The following is a 1,545-nucleotide window of genomic DNA, read 5'->3' as shown; positions in this document are numbered from 1 at the left end:
GGCTGATATGACTCCCGCTGTCAATCGGGATTGGTGTTCGGGTTTTCCACGCGTTATTGTTCAAATTTCCTGAGGGCGGCGCAGCAGTACGTCTCGACGGTGGATCACGCTGATATCCGCGGGTTGGCTACCGCATTACAGAGGTCCGCCTGATGAGCCTGCCGCTATCTAGGGACGCAAATCGAATTGGATCCGTTGCGTAGCCGTGGCGCGGGTTACTCGTGTGCCGGGCTACGCCGCCCTCAGGAAACTCCTTGATTGATGGGTAAAGACTCTCGCTCGCCTGCTCAAGCCGCGTGCTTCTGCGGTTGCAACGCAAGTGACATGGCGAGTTGGCTAATGTCCCAGATAAACCCGCTTAGTTCGCGGGCGACCGCGACCACGGCGATGTTCTTCTGTTTACCGCGTGCCACAAGCGTTCGATAGCGTCGACACAGGCGCACCTGCGCATCCCAAGATCGATCCACGATGGGTTTAGGAATCCCTTCGTGGCGGCGCTGAATCTCGGGACTCACCCGCGCCGGATGCCGATAACTCCATGCCGATTCGACGAGCAGCTTTCTCGCGTAACTGTTGCCGTTCTTGGTGATGCTGCCCTGACGGCGTTTCTCGCCCGACGAGTGTTCGCTCGGTGTTACCCCCAGCCACGCCATCAACTGGCGCGGATGAGTGAAGCGTGACAGATCACCCAACTCAGCAAGCATGCCGACCGCCGTGGTGAACTGCATGCCGCGCATCGTTTGCAGACCCAGTACTGCCGGATAAAAACGCCAGGCAACCACGGCCTCGCGCAGCGCAGCTTCCAGTCGATCGCATTGCGCAAGACGATCCTCGATCGTGCGTCGATGCTCTTCGAATGCCAACTGCTGCCATGTGCTGTCGAACGCAAACGTGCTCAGCCAGCGCCGGTGTGCTGCCCTCCAGTCGGCGCGGCCGGTATAGCTGACCCCATGCGAAAGCAGAAAGGACTTCAGCCGCTGCCGCGCACGCTTCAGATCATCCTTGGCACTCACCCATGCCCGTGCCAGATCGCGAAAGGCTTCGTCTTCGACGGTAGGGACACAGACCTCCGACAGGTCGCCAGCCCTGAGAGAACGCACCAGTTTGATCGCGTCACGCCGATCGGTCTTTACGCGTTCCCCCGGCTTCCTTGGAATCAGAGACGGTGCACACACCATGCAGTCGATTCCCTTCTGCTGAAGTTGACGGTAAAGTCCGTAACCACATGGGCCCGCCTCATAGACAATACAGATACGCGACGCCTTCGATTGCAGGCGCTTGCATAAGCGATCGATATCCGTCTTCGTGGTGCCAACCTTGCCGAGCAGTTCAACCTCGCCCATGCCGAACGCATAGGCGGCCGTGATCGACTCCTTATGGACATCGAGCCCGACGTACAGCGTGCTATCGTGTTCCATGCTGGCCTCCGTGCCGGAAATCGCCAGGTGCGGCCCTGTCCGCACCGTGCGGCTCTGGCAGCAATGCTAACCCGCGCTTGATTCCTCACGGCAGGCCAGCCTTTGCCCCGCGGGAGTCATACTGACT

1 protein-coding gene is annotated in these 1,545 nt (G+C 59.8%); it reads right to left on the bottom strand.

Features of this window, described 5'->3' with window-relative positions; translation table 11 throughout:
- Window positions 1-287 precede the first annotated feature (287 nt).
- Window positions 288-1,418 carry an IS110 family transposase gene (locus WS89_RS22600; RefSeq protein WP_059793624.1) on the bottom strand — a complete coding sequence of 377 codons (1,131 nt, stop codon included), beginning with the start codon at window positions 1,416-1,418 and terminating at the stop codon, window positions 288-290.
- Window positions 1,419-1,545 lie beyond the last annotated feature (127 nt).

It is taken from the genome of Burkholderia sp. MSMB1072 (assembly GCF_001524725.1).
Classification (GTDB): domain Bacteria; phylum Pseudomonadota; class Gammaproteobacteria; order Burkholderiales; family Burkholderiaceae; genus Burkholderia.
The sequence above is the reverse complement of the archived record's forward strand: the minus strand, read 5'-3'. Positions and strand labels throughout refer to the sequence as shown.

What these genes read in the sequence shown, in the direction of transcription:
- WS89_RS22600 (WP_059793624.1), bottom strand. Translation starts at nt 1,418, where the DNA reads ATGGAACACGATAGCACGCTGTACGTCGGGCTCGATGTCCATAAGGAG.